General features: G+C 47.2%; 14 protein-coding genes and 1 pseudogene. 8 read left to right on the top strand and 7 right to left on the bottom strand.

From position 1 onward, the window contains the following. Positions 1 to 66: 66 nt before the first annotated feature. Together thiL and smc are read left to right on the top strand one after the other, a co-directional pair. Complete coding sequence (gene thiL / locus OEY64_01935; protein ID MDH5541703.1) at positions 67 to 1,014, top strand: thiamine-phosphate kinase; 948 nt, start codon at positions 67 to 69, stop codon at positions 1,012 to 1,014. A 153-nt stretch (positions 1,015 to 1,167) separates the two neighbouring features. Beyond that, positions 1,168 to 4,755: a chromosome segregation protein SMC gene (smc, locus tag OEY64_01930; protein ID MDH5541702.1), complete on the top strand. Its 3,588-nt coding sequence runs from the start codon at positions 1,168 to 1,170 to the stop codon at positions 4,753 to 4,755. Positions 4,756 to 4,844: 89 nt separating this feature from the next. Here the strand turns inward: smc and OEY64_01925 are convergent, their stop codons facing one another. The 3 genes from OEY64_01925 to OEY64_01915 form a co-directional block, all read right to left on the bottom strand. Further along, positions 4,845 to 5,333: a hypothetical protein gene (locus tag OEY64_01925; GenBank protein MDH5541701.1), complete on the bottom strand. Its 489-nt coding sequence runs from the start codon at positions 5,331 to 5,333 to the stop codon at positions 4,845 to 4,847. Between the two features lie 71 nt (positions 5,334 to 5,404). Then, the gene (locus tag OEY64_01920; protein MDH5541700.1) at positions 5,405 to 6,787 is read right to left on the bottom strand and encodes a DHHA1 domain-containing protein; all 1,383 of its coding nucleotides are present in this window, start codon (positions 6,785 to 6,787) and stop codon (positions 5,405 to 5,407) included. Positions 6,788 to 6,823: 36 nt separating this feature from the next. Further along, a complete protein-coding gene (locus OEY64_01915; protein ID MDH5541699.1) occupies positions 6,824 to 7,111 on the bottom strand; it encodes a hypothetical protein in 288 nt (95 codons plus the stop codon). Between the two features lie 90 nt (positions 7,112 to 7,201). Here OEY64_01915 and OEY64_01910 point away from each other — a divergent pair, with 90 nt between their 5' ends. Genes OEY64_01910 through OEY64_01890 form a run of 5 tightly spaced genes read left to right on the top strand, consistent with a single transcriptional unit; the run spans position 7,202 to position 11,546 of the window. After that, entirely contained in the window at positions 7,202 to 8,569 is a 1,368-nt protein-coding gene (locus tag OEY64_01910) for a TrpB-like pyridoxal phosphate-dependent enzyme (GenBank protein ID MDH5541698.1), read from the top strand. A gap of 6 nt (positions 8,570 to 8,575) precedes the next feature. Continuing rightward, on the top strand, positions 8,576 to 9,769 hold the full coding sequence (gene trpB, locus OEY64_01905) for a tryptophan synthase subunit beta (protein ID MDH5541697.1): 1,194 nt from the start codon (positions 8,576 to 8,578) through the stop codon (positions 9,767 to 9,769). Positions 9,770 to 9,772: 3 nt separating this feature from the next. Continuing rightward, positions 9,773 to 10,576, top strand: coding sequence for a tryptophan synthase subunit alpha (gene trpA, locus OEY64_01900; protein ID MDH5541696.1), 804 nt, complete (start codon positions 9,773 to 9,775; stop codon positions 10,574 to 10,576). Between the two features lie 27 nt (positions 10,577 to 10,603). Next, a complete protein-coding gene (locus OEY64_01895) occupies positions 10,604 to 11,101 on the top strand; it encodes a cyclic nucleotide-binding domain-containing protein (protein ID MDH5541695.1) in 498 nt (165 codons plus the stop codon). Then, positions 11,085 to 11,546: a cyclic nucleotide-binding domain-containing protein gene (locus OEY64_01890; protein ID MDH5541694.1), complete on the top strand. Its 462-nt coding sequence runs from the start codon at positions 11,085 to 11,087 to the stop codon at positions 11,544 to 11,546. The genes OEY64_01895 and OEY64_01890 overlap by 17 nt, the downstream gene beginning before the upstream one ends. Positions 11,547 to 11,567: 21 nt before the next feature. Here OEY64_01890 and tilS read toward each other — a convergent pair whose 3' ends face one another. Both tilS and OEY64_01880 read right to left on the bottom strand, forming a co-directional pair. Beyond that, on the bottom strand, positions 11,568 to 12,950 hold the full coding sequence (gene tilS / locus OEY64_01885; protein ID MDH5541693.1) for a tRNA lysidine(34) synthetase TilS: 1,383 nt from the start codon (positions 12,948 to 12,950) through the stop codon (positions 11,568 to 11,570). Next, the gene (locus OEY64_01880) at positions 12,940 to 14,052 is read right to left on the bottom strand and encodes an HD domain-containing protein (GenBank protein MDH5541692.1); all 1,113 of its coding nucleotides are present in this window, start codon (positions 14,050 to 14,052) and stop codon (positions 12,940 to 12,942) included. Before OEY64_01880 ends, tilS begins: the two co-directional genes overlap by 11 nt. 98 nt (positions 14,053 to 14,150) lie before the next feature. Here OEY64_01880 and OEY64_01875 point away from each other — a divergent pair, with 98 nt between their 5' ends. Next, positions 14,151 to 15,521 carry a sigma-54 dependent transcriptional regulator gene (locus OEY64_01875; GenBank protein MDH5541691.1) on the top strand — a complete coding sequence of 457 codons (1,371 nt, stop codon included), beginning with the start codon at positions 14,151 to 14,153 and terminating at the stop codon, positions 15,519 to 15,521. 95 nt (positions 15,522 to 15,616) lie between these two features. Here OEY64_01875 and OEY64_01870 read toward each other — a convergent pair whose 3' ends face one another. Beyond that, the gene (locus OEY64_01870; GenBank protein MDH5541690.1) at positions 15,617 to 17,830 is read right to left on the bottom strand and encodes an NADP-dependent isocitrate dehydrogenase; all 2,214 of its coding nucleotides are present in this window, start codon (positions 17,828 to 17,830) and stop codon (positions 15,617 to 15,619) included. A gap of 78 nt (positions 17,831 to 17,908) precedes the next feature. Next, positions 17,909 to 17,986: pseudogene (locus OEY64_01865) on the bottom strand (histone protein). Positions 17,987 to 18,018 lie beyond the last annotated feature (32 nt).

Here is an 18,018-nt window from a genome sequence, read left to right as displayed (position 1 = left end):
CTTTTGTCAATGTTATCCTTTCAGCCAAGTGAAATTCTGTAAATCCTTTGTTTTGGAAAGCGCCTGATGAAAGAATTTGAGCTCATTGAATCCATAAAGAAAAAATTCAAGGGGCATTCGAAGAACCGGAATCTTCTTCTCCCTATCGGCGACGACTGCTCAGTAATAAAACCGCCAAAAGATCTCCTCCAGGTGACAACCGTCGATTCCCTCGTCGACGGAAACCATTTTTCCAGCCTATACTTCACACCAGTCGAAATTGGACGCAAGGTACTTAGGGTAAACCTGTCCGATCTGGCCTCCATGGGGGCTCTTCCTCCATATTACGCCTGGCTGACATTCGCGCTTCCGGCAGATATCGACGAAAAACTTGTCGATGGAATACTGGACGGCTTTCGTAACGACTGCAAAAGGTACAACGTTTCACTAGCCGGGGGGAACATCACCTCCTCTATTGAGTTTTCAATACATCTCACAATTACCGGATGGGTGAAAAAAGGATTTATTCTTTCCAGAAAGGGGGCGAAGGTTGGAGACTCGATCTTCGTAAGCGGAACTATCGGCGCGTCATCACTTGCCTATCAGCAGTTTAAAAAGGGTTTAAGGCCGGATGATTATCTTCTGAAACGATGGGCGAACCCTTCACCAAAGTGCGAGCTTGGGATATATCTCTCAAAAAAAGGTATCGCCAACTCGTGCATTGATATCAGCGACGGCATATTTCAGGATATGGCACATATCGCTTCTGAATCAGGTGTAGGCGTCGTTCTAAACTGGGATAGCCTTCCAATAGAACCGGAACTGAAAAAAACAAACCCGACCCCCCACATGATCGGTTTTGGTGAGGATTACGAACTCCTCTTCACAGTCCCGAAAAACAAAATAATACTTTTGAAACGATTCTCATCAAACGTGACTGAAATCGGGGAGGTAGTGGAAAAAGGATTCGTTGTGAGAGATACTGAGAACAACGAAATTTCTGTTGGAGGGATTGGCTATAGTCATCTTACATAGAGATATGCCTTTATATTTCAATATATTGTCACAATATCTAGTGCGATGAATATTTTTAGCCACAATATATTGATATTTTCGCTTTACTTGACCCTCCATCATCCATATAATCACCTGAAAATATGAGAAAAACTCTTTCCAATTTGAGGTTTAATGTTTTTTAAAAGTCTTGAGCTCACCGGCTTTAAATCGTTTGTTGATCATACGAAGATAAGTTTTGGAAAAGGGATAACCTCTATTGTCGGTCCCAACGGATGCGGCAAGAGCAACATCTCCGACGCAATACGATGGGTTCTTGGCGAACAACGCGCCAAGATGCTTCGTGGCGCCAAGATGGAGGATTTTATCTTCTCCGGGTCAGCCAGCAGGAAGCAGGCAGGCATGGCCGAGGTCTCGATAACTATCTCCGACGTGGCGGGAAAGATCTCAATACCGGAGCTGGCGGAATTTAACGAAATAACCGTCACTCGACGCCTCTACCGAAGCGGTGAAAGTGAATACCTGATAAACAAAACGCAGTGCCGTCTCAAGGATGTTGTCGACCTCTTCCTTGATACCGGTATTTCCACCAGGGCATTTTCCATCATTGAGCAGGACCAGGTGCAGAGAATAGTCACCAGCAAACCCGAAGAGCGCCGCTTCATCATCGAAGAAGCCGCCGGGATAATGAAATATAAACACCGCAAACATGCCGCAATGAACAAGCTTACCGCCGCCAAGACAAACCTTGAGCGTGTAACCGATATCATTAACGAGCTTGAGCGTCAGCGAAACTCACTTAAAAGACAGGCGAACAAAGCTGAAAGATATAAGCAGTACAAAGATGAAATGGATCAACTTTTCCTTGCCACAGCCTCCGATGAATGGAAGAGATTGAACAGTCTTCAGGCCACGATAGAGGAAGAGATAAAGAGACTTGAAGAGGTTCGTGTTTCGCTGGAAACAGACATCTCCACGAGGAAAAACAACCTTATCTCAATTCAATCGACAATTGATGAGAACTCCAGAGAACTAGCCTCGGTAAAGGAAGAGGAATTCAAAATAACTTCCATGGTAGAGAACAGCGAAGGCAAAATAGCTCTTTTCACCAGCCAGATAGAGGAATCTTCCACACGTGTGAAGCGCCTTGAGGCGGATATTGCCGAGATGAATGCAAGATCGAAGGAGATGAGCGCCTCTCTTGAGGAAAAAGACAAAAATAGAACTGAACTACTAAACGAAGTATCTGATAAAACCGCAAAACTTGAGGCAAAAAAGAACAGCCTGAATTCGGGGCAGTCCGGAATGGAGGAGATCAACTCGCAAATAGACTCCAAGGAGACCGAGATCGCCGAGTTAAATAGCCAGCTCTCCCAAAAAGGGAACGACCTCGCTTCTGACAGAACCAGAATCGAAATCCTTGAAGGGCGACGGAAAAAAACTTTAGGTGAAAAGGAAGAGACGGAGAAACATCTCGCCGACTTGACCCTGAAAAAGAGCGAAAAACTAAAGAACGAAGCGGAAGTGCGCGCCCGCTTCGAACAGCTTCAATCCGAAAATTCGGAACTGACCGAAAAACTGCAAAAACTCGCAGGGGATAAAAAAGAGAAGGAAAACCAGGTAATCGACCAGAAAACTAAAGTTACCGAGATTGGCGCAAGGCTCGAATCTATCACCGAAGTGGATAGATCGCTTGAAGGGTATCAGGACGGCATCAAATCGCTCCTTCAGCTTGGCGAGGATAACAGTGACATCAGGTCAAAACTTCATGGGACTCTCCTTGAAAAAGTTAAGGTAGACAAGAGATTCGAAACTGCTCTTGAGGTTCTTCTTGGGAACAAGTTACAGGCTCTCCTTATCTCAAAACCTGAGGACTCCGTCGAAGCTATTGAGCTGCTGCATAAAAACCGGCTTGGCAGAAGCACGTTCCTCCCCGTTGAATTCCTTGATGACAGAAAGATCGCCGATATCCCAAAAGGGAACGGGGTTATCGGACATGCCACCGAACTGATCGAAACCGAGCCAAATCTTCGTCCGCTTTTAAAACGTCTCCTGTTCGACGTCGTGTTCGTTGAGGATATCCAGACCGCCATAAGATTGCGGGCAAATAATGACCTTACCTTCGTAACCGCAAGAGGCGATGTTGTTGATCGTTTTGGTGTAATTTCCGGGGGAACATCCGGCAATGCAAGCGAAGGGATACTCGAACGGAAACGGGCCATCGAAGAGCTCTCCAAATCGCTGGCAGACAACAAGGCGATGACCGAAACCCTGGTATCGGAACTTGAAAAAGTTACCGCCGAGCTTGCAGAATCCGAATCGCGGAAAGAGCAGAAGGAAAAACTCCTTAAGGATGAGGAGCTCAACCTGGTCCATGAAAAAAGGGACGTTGAGGCTATCGACCTGGAGATGCGCCGCCAGTCCGAAAAAATAAATACTTTCCAAAATGAGATCGAATCGCTCGATAACGAAAAGAGAAGACTTGAATCCGACATCAGCAACCTTTCAGGTGAAATTGCTAATTTGACAGACAGGAAGAGCGCAATTGCCGCTGAACTGGCCGAGCTTCAAAAAACCGAAAAGGAATCGAGAGGCACAATTGCCGGCCTTGCGGAATTGATTTCAAATATGGAGATAGAGCTTACCTCCCTTAAAGGTGATCTCAACATGCTGACTTCAGAAAAGAACCGCCTTGAGACCGGAATATCGGATCTCACCTCGCGGATTGCCGCAATGCAGGGGGAAATTGAATCCGCAAATGCTAAAAAATCGAAACTCCTGGAAGAAATTGAACTGGCGAAAGAGGCTATCCACAACGGCCTCGCCAAAAAAGATAGTCTCACCGGAAAACTTACTGAACTGAACGAAACTCTCGAAAATGCCAGAGGTCAGATCGGGGACAAGGAAGACCATCTCAAACGTTCACATGATTCTCTGGATCTTACAAAAGACACACTAAGCGAAGCCCGAATCAAGAATTCAGAAACGACTGTTAAGATATCCTCCCTTTCCGAGAAGATAGAGGAGCATAATTTCAACATTGATACCGTAAAGACGTTCGATCTGAGCGGTTTCAACATAGAAGAGTGCAGGGAGCGCTATGCCGAACTAAGGGATTCAATGTCCAAGATCGGAGACGTAAACCTTTCCGCAATTGAGGACTACAACCAGGTGATGGAGAGGCTTACATTCCTGACAACCCAGCGCGATGACCTCACCCAGTCTATAGATGATATATCGAAAGTAATTGATAAACTTAACCGAACATCGAGAAAACTGTTCCAGGATACTTTTGAGCAGGTTCGGGCCAACTTCCAGGTTGTATTTAAAAGACTGTTCAACGGCGGAGAGGCCGACATGATTTTAATGGACGAATCAAATATGCTTGAGACAGGAATAGATATCATAATTCGCCCTCCAGGTAAAAAGAGGCAGAATATTACCCTCCTAAGCGCAGGGGAAAAGGCGATGACCGCAGTATCCGTCCTCTTCTCAGTTTTTATGGTTATGCCGTCGCCGTTCTGTCTTCTGGACGAGGTCGACGCGCCACTGGATGAATCAAATATTCAACGGTTTAAAGATATTTTGCGAGACTTTGCGGAAACTACTCAGTTCATGGTCATCACGCATAACCAAAAGACCATGGCCTTCGCAGACAGGCTTTATGGTATCACCATGCAACAGCCCGGTATCTCGCAGGTACTCTCGGTTGATATGGTTGAAACCGATATGGTTCTTCCCGACGAATTGAAAACAGCCTGATCCCTTTCTGACGATTTAAATATTTCCCGAGCGCAAATTACTTTATATTCCGCCAGTTGACTGGCTATTCCTGATCGTCTGCTGGAAGTTTAAGGCTTTGGTATATCTTTCTTCTTTTCCAGCACACTTTTAAGCAGTTCCCTGTTCTCGAGAAAACTTATCTTTGAGATTTTGTATGTCTTGATATAAGCGGCAAGCGTGAGGATTGAGAGCGCCAAATGGTGCCAGTAAACCGGGGCGCCGGAGAGCAATCCCCCACCTGCAACAGTGACTGCTATCAGCAGAGCTATTTCAAGCGTACACCAGGGGTATACACTCATCTTCAGGGAAGCGATACGCCTGGAAAATTCCTTTTCGTCACTCCCCCCTTTCAGCAGTTCTTTCATATATCCCCCTGTAGCCAAAAGGAAAAACATAATCGCAACAAGTCCGAACAGTCCAAGGACTGAGGCGGAAAGACCTGTCAAGGAATGTGCTCCGGTAAAATCGAAACCGGGCCGGGATATTACACCGAGAAGAAACGTAATTGCGAGAATATAAATGGTCGCTTTATTGATCCAGAGGAAGAACGGCCCCATCCTGTCACCTGGAACTGATACATTCTCCGTTTTCTTCTCTTCAGATATGATAGCGATCCTCCGGCAGACGTTTATATACTGTTTTTCTGTTCCGCAATGTTATTCAGTATCCGGGATATGATCTTTTCCTTCATGCTCCGGTTCGTCATTGCCTTTAATTCTTTTCTGAGCTTTTTCATCGGAACTGTAGCCCTCGCCATTGACTGATGCCCCCCTGCGCTCCCTATCATCTGAAAAGAGTTCTGCATCACCTCGCCCGCGTGGATCCTCGGCGACAGCGACCTGGCCGAGAAAGTCACTTCCTCGCCGATTATTCCCCATACCACGATAAACTCCGTATTCCCTATCTGGACGACGAAATCCGCCAAACGTGGAACGATGTTGTCCTTTTGAACCTTCCCAAGCGGAACAAAAAGGGATCTGTTCTTGATTTCATAATCCTTCAACGCCTTGATGTACATCCCGATGTCGTCCTGTTTCAGGTTGGGCCTTTCCATGCGGGATATCTGCGTATGGTTCGCCTTGTGCCAGAGGCGGGAAAACGCAATAAAATCGTATTTCGAGACTTCACGGCCAAAAAGAAGCGTATCAGTTTTTATTCCATAATAAAGCGCAGTTGATAGATTGGTGGATAACTCCGCACCCTCGGCCAGCAGATACTCCGTGAACATGCTCGATGTTGCTCCGAACTCAACCTGGATATCCTGGAACGGAACAGAGTAATCCTTAGCTCCAGGGTGATGATCCACAATAATTTTCAAATTCGAAGAGAAATCTAGCTGGAAAACAGATGGCTGTACATCGACCATCGCTATCTGATCCGCTTCGAGGAGTGTCTTTTCCGAAACTTCCTTCACTGCAATACCGAGAAGGTTGATCATGTTTACGTTTTCGTTGCGGGAGACCTTTTTCATGGTGACTATCGGTGCGCTTTCAAAATCCCTTCCCAACACCTCCCTTAGCGCCATGCCGCTCGCAATGGCATCGGGATCCGGGTCATCCTGAGTTAAAATCAGAAGCTCCTTTGCCGGATCAACGGCGTTACGAAGGTTCCGAACCTTCCTTTTGATATTCAGGTGACGCCATTTTTCCTGCACCCCTTCTTTCAACATATCGCTTATCCTGAACGTATCAATGCTTGGGTCCCTGTTGCTGATATCCTGCATGTCGAACTGGCTCAATAACAGTATTGGCACATCAGAAGAAAACGAGCGTAATCTGGCGATAACGCTTTCGATGTTGGGTTCCTTGAAGATGTTCACCACTACCCTGTCCCTTGAATTCAGTCCATATGATTCTATGGAATCCAGGTTCAGAATAACGCGTCCATCTTCAGATCTTGTCCGGCAAAATTCATCATCAGGAGAGCAGATAATGACATCATCGTCTTTGGGAATAAACGATTGAATAGAGGTAATAATATTAAAGCTGTCAATTACAAGAAAATAACGCAATTGAAACTATCCTGAGTCGTTATGCAAAAGGAGAGCTTACGCCCTGGATGCTATTTTGTTGCCTTTTCCCGATTCGAGCTGGCCGGGAGTAGCGTCCATGGCGGTCCTTGCGGTCATGGCTACGATCTCAGCTGTATTTTTCGGCTTTATCGTCTGGTAAAGGGTGCTGTGCGCTTCGGCAACCTTCGCATTGTTATCAGTAACGAGCTTCATGAATCCGGACGCCTGTCTTTTGTGGTTTGGCTTGTCCCCTGTCGCGGCCAGAACGTTTGGAGTATCTTCTCCAAGCTTTCCCTGAACACTTCCCTGGATTATAACTGACACTTTTCTACTCCTAATTTTTCTAGAAGTATTGTAACGAAAACTTGCCTGAAAGTAAAGAATTCAGGTAATATACGGGCTCAATTCAATAATATGGGGGAGAGCAAATTGAAAGAGAAGAAAATCGTTCTGGCACAAAAAGACATACCGAGGAAATGGTATAACGTTATTCCGGATATGCCAAACCCGCCGGTTCCACCCTTGCACCCGGGCACCAAACAGCCTGTAGGCCCTGATGATCTTGCGCCTCTTTTTCCGATGCCGCTTATCGAACAGGAAGTAAGTTCCGAACGATGGATAGACATCCCGGATGACGTTCTTGACGTCCTTACCCTCTGGAGGCCCACATCCCTCCACAGGGCATACAACCTTGAGAAATTTCTCGATACGCCTGCTAAGATTTTCTATAAATACGAAGGGGAATCCCCTGCAGGGAGCCACAAGCCGAACACGGCGGTTCCGCAAGCCTACTACAATAAAATGGTCGGCACAAAAAGGATAGCCTCCGAAACGGGCGCGGGCCAGTGGGGTAGTTCCATAAGCCTCGCCTGTTCCCATTTCGGCCTGCAATGCTCCATTTACATGGTCAAGGTCTCCTACGAACAGAAACCGTATAGGCGGTCGATGATGGAAACCTGGGGCGCCAAGGTCTACGCATCCCCAACCACGCTTACAAATTCCGGGAAAAAGATACTGGCCAACGACCCAAACTCCCCGGGATCACTAGGGATAGCCATTTCCGAAGCGGTAGAGGACGCGGCTACGCATGACGACACCAAGTACTCTCTCGGTTCTGTCTTGAACCACGTTCTCCTTCACCAAACTATCATCGGTCTTGAAGCGAAGAAACAGCTTGAGATCGCCGGAGTGAAACCGGACGTTCTTGTTGCGTCATGCGGCGGAGGGAGCAATTTTGCGGGCTTCGCACTCCCTTTCCTTCCGGAAAAGAACGATGGCGCAAAGATCAGAATGGTCGCTGTCGAGCCTTCCGCGTGCCCAACCCTCACAAGGGGAAAATTCGCCTACGATTTCGGCGATACCGCCGGCCTCACGCCGCTGGCAATGATGTACACACTAGGGAGCTCTTTTGTACCGCCGGGAATCCACGCCGGCGGACTTAGATATCATGGGGATGCCCCAATCGTTTCCCAGCTTTATCACGACAAGGTCATTGAAGCGCAAGCCTATCACCAGATCGAGGTTTTCGAGGCGGCGGTTGCTTTCGCTAAAACCGAAGGGATAATTCCCGCGCCGGAATCTGCTCACGCGGTCAAAGGTGCGATCGCGGAAGCGATGCGGTGCAAAAAAGAGAAGAAGGCGGAGACAATTGTCTTCAACCTTTCGGGACATGGACACTTTGATATGGCAGCATACGACGCATATTTTGCCAAAAAGCTTCAGGATTACTCTCTTGACGACAAGTTGCTGGCAAGTTCGCTTGCGGCTCTTCCGTCAGTTTAGGTTACAGTGGCAAAAGGCAGCTCCCTTCCTGACAAGCATGGGTATTTTGGAGAGTTCGGGGGGAGGTATGTTATTGAAACACTCCTCCCCGCTCTTGAAGAACTTGAAGCCGAATATAACAGGGCGCGAAAAGATCCCGAATTCAAACATAGACTCGCCTCTCTTTTAAAAGATTATGTGGGGCGCCCTACCCCCTTATATTTTGCCAGCCGCCTGACGGAGCACCTGGGCGGGGCAAAGATATATCTAAAACGAGAAGACCTGAATCATACGGGCGCACACAAGATCAACAATACAATCGGACAGGGACTCCTCACGCTCAGAATGGGGAAAAGGAGAGTTATCGCGGAAACCGGCGCTGGACAGCATGGTGTGGCAACTGCGACTGCTGCCGCCCTCTTCGGCCTAAAGTGCGACGTATACATGGGCACCGATGATATTGAACGGCAGAGCCTGAATGTTTACAGGATGAAGCTGATGAACGCCAGAGTGATACCGGTCACCTCCGGAAGCAAGACCCTGAAAGATGCTACGAACGAGGCGTTACGGGACTGGATTGCCTCCGTAAAGGACACCCACTACATAATAGGGTCGGTGGTAGGACCGCACCCTTTCCCTATGATGGTGCGGGATTTTCAGTCTGTAATAGGACAGGAGACCAAAAAACAGCTTCTCTCGACGGAAAAAAAGCTTCCTGACGTGCTGGTTGCCTGCGTAGGGGGAGGGAGCAACTCTATCGGCCTATTTCACCCCTTTTTTAGCGATAAAACCGTTAAGATGATCGGCGTTGAGGCTGGCGGGACTGGGAACGCCCCGGGCAAACATGGTGCGACCATCTCCAGAGGGCGAAAAGGGGTACTTCATGGAAATCTCAGCTACCTGTTGCAGGATAAAAACGGACAGATAGCCCCTACCCATTCCATATCGGCAGGACTTGATTACCCCGGTGTCGGCCCAGAACACAGCTTTTTCGCAAGTACCGGCAGGGCTGAATACGTTACCGTTTCCGACAAGGAAGCGATAGAGGGATTCAGAATGCTTAGCAGGCTGGAGGGGATAATGCCAGCCCTGGAGTCTTCTCACGCGATAGCTCAAGTAAGCAAGATAGCTCCAAAGCTCGGCAAGGACAAAATTATCGTAGTATGTCTTTCGGGCCGGGGGGATAAGGACGTCGGACAGCTTCACAACATGGGGGTATAGGGCTTGAACAGAATAGACGCAACCTTTAAACGGCTCAAAGCTGAAAAGCGGAAAGCGCTGATACTCTTCCTCTCCGCCGGGGATCCGGATATTAAAACCACAGCTAGGCTGATACCTCCGCTTTTTGACGCCGGCGCTGACATCATCGAGATCGGCGTCCCCTTTTCAGATCCGCTGGCCGATGGACCTACTATCCAGAGTTCCTTTATCAGGGCTCTGAAAAAAGGGGTTTCGATCGCAAATATCCTTGAGATGGTTAAAACCGTCCGTAAACAGACCGACAAACCGCTGGTGCTTATGTCAGCATATAATCTTGTCTATAACTTCGGCATAGAGGCGTTTGCCGTTGCGGCCTCAAAGGCAGGTGTTGACGGTCTGATACTGCCGGACCTGATACCCGAAGAAGCGAAGAGCATCATCCCGATATTCAAGAAATACGGGATACACGCCATCTTTCTCGCCGCCCCGACAAGCGGGGAGGAGCGGCTTAGAAAAATCGGCAAATCGAGCGGCGGGTTCCTCTACTACATCTCCGTGAAGGGGATTACCGGGAATAAGAAACCGGATATTTCCGAGATAAGGAATCAGGTTGCTCTCATCCGAAAAGTTACGAACCTCCCTGTAGCATGCGGATTCGGCATTTCCAATCCAAAGCAGGCATATGAGATAGGGAAAATCACCGACGGGGTAATCATAGGGAGCGCTCTTGTGAAAATACTCGGGGAAGGCGGTTCTGCTTCAACAAAGTTTAAAAGTGGGATAAAATTTGTAGAGAGTCTTAGGCGAGCTATCGATAAAATTAAATAACTGGCTTTTTCCAGGATATAAAGTTTTATGGAAATTACATCCGGTGAAAAATGGAAAACACTGCTGAAGGCAACAAGCTTTTTTTCCCCTTTCGATGATGCCGAACTTGACGAATTTCTAAAATTCGGCGAAGGGCGGAAATACAGGATGCACGAGTACGTAATTAGGGAGAAAGACCCATCCTCCCGTCTCTATATAATTCTCCGAGGGAGGGTGAGTATCGTGAAAGATAGCGCCATGCAGAACAAAACGCAGATCGGCACTCTTGAAGCGGGTTATGTAATAGGAGAAATAGCCACCCTCCTCAAGGAGAAGCGCACCGCAACAATCATTGCCTCTGAAGAGACTTTCATGTTCACGCTAGAAAGTGCTTTAATAGAAAACATGAGTCAAAAGGCGCAGACAAAATTCTATAAACAGCTGGCCATATACCTGGCCAAAAAACTGAAAGCCATAAGTCTGACCACGGCACAACAGACTATCTGGCTTTCAGACTGGTACAAGGAACATGATAGAGGATTCTGATATTGAAAGCTGGAAAATGCTTTTAAAAGGGGTCAGCTTTTTTGCCGATTTCGATGACGACGAAATAACGCTTGTTATCAAAATGGGGGAGATAAAAAAGTTCGGACACCATGAATATATCTCAAAAGAGAACAGCATAGCCAGCAACCTTTACGTCATCATCAAAGGGAGCGTAGGGATAATCAAACAATACAAGAAGGATAGAAGAAAACAGCTTCTGAACACTCTTGAAGAGGGGGACTGCATTGGCGAGATGGCAATACTCCTTGATGGCCAAAGGACAGCCAGCATGCTGAGCATGAACGAAACGGTGGTTTATGTGATCGACGGATTGAAGATACGGGACCTTCCGGAAAAAACCCAGGTCAAATTCTACAAAAACATGGGCTCTTCTCTCGCTAAAAAGCTGAAAATCTACAGCAGTGTTCCAAAGGAGTTCATGTAGATCCGCGGACGATCAATTTATTCAATCCCTGTAATCAATACAAAGGATGTTTCTTGCCCCCTCCCGTATACGTAAATCCTCGGAGAGCCTGTAGCCTGGTATCCATAGCACTCTTTTCCCCGAAACTAGCAGGGGTAATTTTTCCCGTTCCCACCTGGGGATCTTGTTATTTATAAAGAATTTTTTCAGCTTCTGAATTCCATCTAATCCCATTGGGCGAAAACTGTCCCCATCCCTCCTGTTCCTTATTACCGCGTTCTTCGGCAAGGCGTCGGCATCGATAAAAATCCTTTTGCATGATTGGTCAAATACCAGATCAGGAGCCGGCACAGGCTCAACATGAACTATAGAGCCGGTTTCGTTTATCTGTATATCACCTTTGCTTATAAAGTCGTATGAATACCACGGCACCGAGGCGACCTGGCTGTTTTTCAGATAAAGCCTGTTCGAGGATTTTACCCCTTTTATTCCGTGAATGTGGGTCTCTCCGCTATCGTTACCGAGAGCAAGCTTCAAAACATCCTCGAAATGGTCAAATGATATCTCAGCCCCCCCTCCGGTAGCCAATTCAACCGAATACCTTACTATCTCCATCTGTACTGCCCTATCCATACCTCTCAACTTCTCGCAATCAAGTATGATGCTTTTTCCAGGCAAACTTTCTAAACAGGTTTTTTCAAACCCCTCCCTGCCGGCCTTCATCAGAAAATTCCGGAGATCGGACATTACAGAAGACGACCTTTTGATCGATCTTTTGATTTCGGGATTGTATTTCTGCAGTAATGGGAGGAGGTCTTCCCTGATGCTGTTCCGTGTATATTTCATGCTGAAATTGGATGAATCAACCCTGAAAGGTATCTGCTTATCTTCGAGAAACTCAAGAATCTCACTTTTCCAGATATTAATGAGAGGCCGTAAAATATAGCCATCCCTTACGGTCTGTATGCCTGAGAGACCATGGATGCCTGTTCCTCTCAGGATATTCATCAATACCGTTTCAACGGAGTCATCCGCCGTATGTCCCGTAACCACTTTATTAACGACGCCGGTTTGTACCAGGTGGGAGAATACCTTATACCTTAACTCCCTTGAAGCAGATTGTATCGACCCGCCCCACCCTTTTCTGAATTTTCCGACATTGATCCTTTTTACATGAATCGCCAGAGATAATTTCCTTGCCGTTTCAATCGCGAACGCCTCATCATCTTCCGATTCTTTACCTCTTAGGCCATGGTTGATATGTGTCGCCGAAAGCGAAATGCCGAAATCGTCCTTCAGTTCATTCAGAATAACCAGAAGTGCCGTTGAATCCGGCCCGCCTGAGAACGCAACCGTTACGGCATCCCCTTTCGCAAACAGCCGGTTCTCCCTGATAAAGGTTCCGACCTTTTCTCTAAGCATCATCCCTTTCCAGTCTGTTTTTGATCATATGGAAAACTTCAATATTCTCCAAAAAGAGTTCAGCGATGACCGGATCGAAATTCTTTCCCGAATAATCCTTGATGATCTCCGCTACTTGCCCAGCCGGGAGAGGGTCCTTATAAACCCTCCTCGCAACAAGAGCGTCGAAAACGTCTGCAAGCGACATTATTCTTGCGGCAAGAGGTATCTCTTCCCCTTTCAAGCCTTTAGGATATCCTTTTCCATCCCACCTTTCGTGGTGATAGTGGCAAATATCCCTGGCCATGGCAAGAAATGAGCTGTTTTGCAGGTGCGCCGATGTCTTTTCTAGTGTCTCCGCTCCGATGGCGGAATGTTTCTTCATAAACTCAAACTCCTCCGGCGTTAAGGCGCCCGGTTTCAATAGAATGCTATCAGGAATTGAGACTTTCCCGATGTCATGCAGTGGAGCCGCCTTATAAATATCACTAATGAATTTTTCGTTTATCTGGTCCTTATAAATCCTGGCCTTATATAAAAGCCTGGATACCTCTGCGCAAATATCCCGCACGCATTCAAGATGTGTAGTGGTGTCAGGGTCCCTGGCTTCCGCTAGTTTCGCAAAACCGAACAGCGCGGCATCCTTGGTCTGCTCCAGCTCAATGTTCCTTTCCACCACTTCCAACTCAAGTTCCCTTTGGAGATCTATATTTCTTTCGTGCAGCTTTTTCTGGCGCAGCATTGAGAGGCTCCTTGAAACCAGTTCGAGCTGATTGATCGGCTTTCTTAAAAAATCGTTCGCCCCGGATTCAACGCCAAGCGCCAATGTTTCATGCGACATATCGGAATTTGAAAGGAGTATTATCGATGTTGGATTCAGTTCGGGAATCGCCCGTATTTTCTTAATGAATCTTATGCTGTCATTTTCAGGATGATTCAGGTCGACCAATATGATATCGATCCTGGATCTATGCTTCTCTACCAAATTAAGGGCGCTATCCAAGCTCTCCCCCACAAAAGTATTGGCCTCCAGATCATTAAACAGCTCGACCAGCATCTCCCTGTCACTTTTCGTGTCGTCGGCTACCAGCACCGTTGCATTAATCAGATTTAGCAGTTGGTTCATGCCTAAATAATCTCCTTTATCTGTTGTTCTCAATCAATTTTTGCAGGATTTACTATAACAGCCGGATAATATATCATCTAGCCCATATGCGAAAAATATTGATAGTAGACGATAATCTGGAAAATCTCGACCTGATGGGTCATATGCTGGAAAGCGACGATATTGAATATGAAACAGCCACTTCCGGCATGGAAGCCTTGGCAAAAATGGAAGTCGATCATTTCCAGATAGTCCTTAGCGACCTGATGATGCCCCACATGGATGGTATTGAGTTGATGGAAAAGATAAAAGCCACCTGGCCCGATACCGAGGTGATTATTGTAACGGCTCATGGCAGCGTCAAATCGGCTGTGGAAGCAATCAAAAAAGGGGCTTACAGCTACATCCTGAAACCTTTTGAACCGGACGACCTCCTGAATGAGGTTAAGAAGGTCATGAACCTCATAAATATGAAGAAAGAAAACCTCGCCTTGAAGGAAGAGCTGGCAAGAGTAAGACAGCCCGACGCATTTATCGGCAATACCCCTCAAATAAAAGCCGTATTTGAGCTTATAAAGACTGTTTCCAATACAAACGCAACTATCCTTATCCAAGGGGAAAGCGGAACCGGCAAGGAGCTTGTAGCCAACGCCATCCACCATGCGAGCGACCGGAAAAACGCTCCGTTTGTAAAAGTCGCCTGCGCCGCTTTGCCGGAAAGCCTCCTCGAAAGCGAGCTGTTCGGACATGAAAAAGGTTCCTTCACGGGAGCAATTGCCCAGCGAAAAGGGAGGTTTGAATACGCCGATGGCGGAACCCTGTTTCTGGATGAGATCGGCGAAATCTCCCCCTCAATCCAGGTCAAGCTTCTTCGGGTGCTCCAGGAGAGAGAGTTCGACCGGGTCGGCGGAACTAAGACCATAAAGACAGATGTAAGACTCATTTCCGCCACAAACAAGGATCTGGCGCTTGAAGTAAAAGAGGGGCGTTTCCGGGAAGATCTCTTCTACCGTCTTAATGTTATCGCGATAAAAATGCCTCCGCTTCGGGATAGGAAGGACGACATCCCTACTCTGGTCGAATATTTCCTTGAGAAATACAAGTTTGAGGTAAAGAAGAATATCTCATCCGTATCCGACAAAGCGATTGCCGCCCTTATGGGGTATAACTGGCCGGGAAATATCCGTGAACTCCAAAACGTTATAGAACGCGCGATCGTTCTGGCAAAAACGACTGTTATAGATATCGGCGACCTCCCTGACAACATCCGCCACGAACCCGGAAAACAGATGGCCATTGAAGGTGAGCAGATCGTCGCCTTGAAAGAGGCGAAGCAGTCATTTGAAAAAGAATATCTGGAAAAAGCGCTTATCCTCAACAAGGGGAACATTTCCAAAACGGCTGAGATGATCCAGCTGGCCAGAAAAAACCTGCAGGATAAGATCAAGACATACGAGATACGAATCTCTTCCCTGATAGATAAGAATTAGCGCATTTATAGTTCAAGCGCCACATTTTAAAAAATCCGTTAAAAGCAGACATGGGTGGACGTTTGTGCGCCCACCCATGTATATCCGCCTATTAACTAGATAGAATCAATTATTGAATTAAGCGTAGGGCTTGGCCTCATTACCCTCGTAGCCTTTTCCGCATCCGGGCGATAATATCCGCCTACATCGGCAGGTTTCCCCTGAACGGAATTGAGCTCGCTGATAATTTTTGACTCATTCTCAAGAAGGAGTTTTGCAACCTTGCCAAAACGATTCTTTATCTCGGCATCAACATTCTGGTCGGCCAACGCCTTTGCCCAGTACTGCGCGAGATAGAAATGGCTTCCTCGGTTGTCCAGTTCGCCACAACCGCGCCTCGGAGACTTATTGTTATTCAACAGCATTTCAGTCGCCTTGTCGAGCGCGTCCGCAAGCACCTGGATCTTTTTGTTCTTCGTGATGTTTCCGAGGTGTTCAAGCGAGGGCACAAGGGCAAGGAACTCTCCAAGTGAATCCCACCTGAGGTGATTCTCCTTGACCAACTGCTGAACATGTTTCGGAGCGGATCCGCCTGCGCCGGTTTCGAACAATCCACCACCGTTCATGAGCGGTACGATTGAAAGCATCTTGGCGCTTGTCCCTAGCTCAAGGATCGGGAAGAGGTCCGTGTTATAGTCCCTCAATACGTTACCGGTAACGGAAATAGTATCTTGCCCTTTTCTCATCCTCTCAAGCGAAAGCTTTGTCGCATCCGCAACGTTCATGATCCGGATATCCAACCCGCTTGTATTGTGATCTTTCAGGTATTTATTTACCTTCTCCAGCAGTTGAGCGTCATGCGGTCTCGTTTTATCGAGCCAGAAAACAGCTGGCATACCCGAGGCTCTTGACCTTGTTACGGCAAGCTTCACCCAGTCGCGGATCGCCGCATCCTTAACGGTACACATGCGCCAGATGTCCCCCTCTTCCACGCTATGTTCATGAATAACCTTGCCGGAAGAATCAACGACCCGTATCTTTCCTGTTCCGGGCGATTCGAAAGTGGTGTTATGCGAGCCATACTCTTCCGCTTTTTGCGCCATAAGTCCGACGTTCGGAACAGTCCCCATTGTTGCCGGATTGAAAGCACCGTTCGCTCTGCAGTTTTCAATAGTTGCCTGGTACAGACTTGAATAGCTGTGGTCCGGGATAACATATTTGGTATCGCGTTGTTTTCCATCCGGTCCCCACATCTGCCCGGAAGCGCGTATTGCGGCAGGCATTGAGGCATCGATAATAATGTCGCTTGGCACATGAAGATTGGTGATCCCCTTATCCGAATCTACCATCGCTATCGCCGGTCGTTTTGCGTAAACCGCCTTGATGTCAGCTTCGATTTCAGCCTGCTTCTCGGCAGGGAGATTCTTTATTTTCGCATAGACATCCCCAAGACCGTTATTAACGTTCACTTTCAGTTGAGCGAACGTAGAGGCATGTTTTTCGAACAGATCCTTGAAGAAAACCTTGACCACATGACCGAAAATAACAGGGTCCGACACCTTCATCATCGTCGCTTTCATGTGCAGGGAGAAGAGTACATCCTTCGCTTTGGCATCATCGATCTGTTGCGCGATGAAATTCTTCAACGCCTTAATGCTCATGAATGTCGAGTCTACGACTTCGCCTGCATCAAGAGGGAGCTTGTCCTTCAGAACATTTACTTTTCCGCTACCGTCCACGAATTCGATTTTCGCTGTGGTAGCCTTGGAAAGAGTAACGGATTTTTCATTCGACCTGAAATCGCCGCTGCTCATTGTCGCAACATGGGATTTCGAGCTTGAACTCCAGGCACCCATTGAATGCGGGAACTTTTTGGCATAATTCTTTACCGCGCCCGGGGCTCTCCTGTCTGAGTTCCCTTCCCTCAATACGGGATTAACGGCACTTCCAAGAACCTTTGAATACTTCGCCTTAATTTCCTTTTCCGCATCCGTATTCGGATTCTCGGGATAGTCCGGTACTTTATAACCTTTATCCTGGAGTTCCTTTATCGCTTCTTTAAGCTGGGGTACGGAAGCGCTTATGTTTGGCAGTTTGATAATATTTGCTTCGGGCTTCTTTGCCAAATCGCCGAGCTTTGAGAGCTCATCATCGATCCGTTGCGCTGATGTCAGCTTTTCCGGGAAGTTCGCGATGATCCTCCCTGACAGAGATATGTCCCTTTTTTCAACTATTATACCTGAGTCCTTCGTGAAAGCCTGAATGATGGGAAGGAATGAGTAGGTAGCAAGAGCCGGCGCCTCATCCGTATCCGTGTAAAATATTTTCACTACCTGTTTTTTCGCGGCAGGTTTTGCGGCCTTCTTGGCGCTCTTCTTTACTGTTTTCTTTACAGCTTTTTTAGCCCCCTTTTTGGCTACCTTTTTTGAAGCTTTCTTTTTTGCGACCTTCTTTTTTGCCCCCTTTTTGGCTACTTTCTTTTTCGCCTTTTTCGAAGCTTTCTTTGCCGCTTTCTTTT

Source organism: Nitrospinota bacterium (genome assembly GCA_029881495.1).
Classification (GTDB): Bacteria; Nitrospinota_A; UBA7883; order JACRGQ01; family JACRGQ01; genus JAOUMJ01.
This window is presented reverse-complemented; position numbering and strand designations above follow the sequence as displayed.

Excerpts from the sequence above, each read along its gene's own strand:
- thiL (MDH5541703.1), top strand. The coding sequence starts at position 67 with ATGAAAGAATTTGAGCTCATTGAATCCATAAAGAAAAAATTCAAGGGG.
- OEY64_01910 (MDH5541698.1), top strand. The coding sequence starts at position 7,202 with ATGGGGGAGAGCAAATTGAAAGAGAAGAAAATCGTTCTGGCACAAAAA.
- OEY64_01925 (MDH5541701.1), bottom strand. The coding sequence starts at position 5,333 with ATGGGGCCGTTCTTCCTCTGGATCAATAAAGCGACCATTTATATTCTC.
- smc (MDH5541702.1), top strand. The coding sequence starts at position 1,168 with ATGTTTTTTAAAAGTCTTGAGCTCACCGGCTTTAAATCGTTTGTTGAT.
- OEY64_01880 (MDH5541692.1), bottom strand. The coding sequence starts at position 14,052 with ATGAACCAACTGCTAAATCTGATTAATGCAACGGTGCTGGTAGCCGAC.
- OEY64_01895 (MDH5541695.1), top strand. The coding sequence starts at position 10,604 with ATGGAAATTACATCCGGTGAAAAATGGAAAACACTGCTGAAGGCAACA.
- OEY64_01890 (MDH5541694.1), top strand. The coding sequence starts at position 11,085 with ATGATAGAGGATTCTGATATTGAAAGCTGGAAAATGCTTTTAAAAGGG.
- tilS (MDH5541693.1), bottom strand. The coding sequence starts at position 12,950 with ATGATGCTTAGAGAAAAGGTCGGAACCTTTATCAGGGAGAACCGGCTG.